This window comes from Phyllobacterium myrsinacearum, from assembly GCF_002980555.1.
Taxonomy (GTDB): Bacteria; Pseudomonadota; Alphaproteobacteria; order Rhizobiales; family Rhizobiaceae; genus Phyllobacterium; species Phyllobacterium myrsinacearum.
Map to the genome: position 1 here is coordinate 1 of NZ_PVBT01000041.1, position 255 is coordinate 255.

Annotated in this window: 1 protein-coding gene; it reads right to left on the reverse strand. The window is 52.9% G+C overall.

Translation table 11 applies throughout. From position 1 onward, the window contains the following. A partial coding sequence (locus tag C5750_RS26270; protein WP_146118195.1) for a helix-turn-helix domain-containing protein occupies positions 1-255 on the reverse strand: 255 nt, incomplete at both ends.

Below are 255 nucleotides of genomic sequence, written 5' to 3' on the forward strand. Positions count from 1 at the left end.
CCCACAACATATGTGTTGTCGCTTTCTTCCTCAAACCCCGGCACCTTCTCCGGCTGATCAGGCATATCGTCAAAGAAAAACGTGACGGGAACATTGAGAACGTTACCAATCGCTTGCAGACGGCTGGCACCGACCCGGTTGACACCCTTCTCGTATTTTTGAATTTGCTGAAATGTAATTCCCAGGCTATCGCCTAGTCGTTCCTGACTGAGGCCAACCATATTCCGGCGCAGACGGATTCGGGCGCCCACGTGG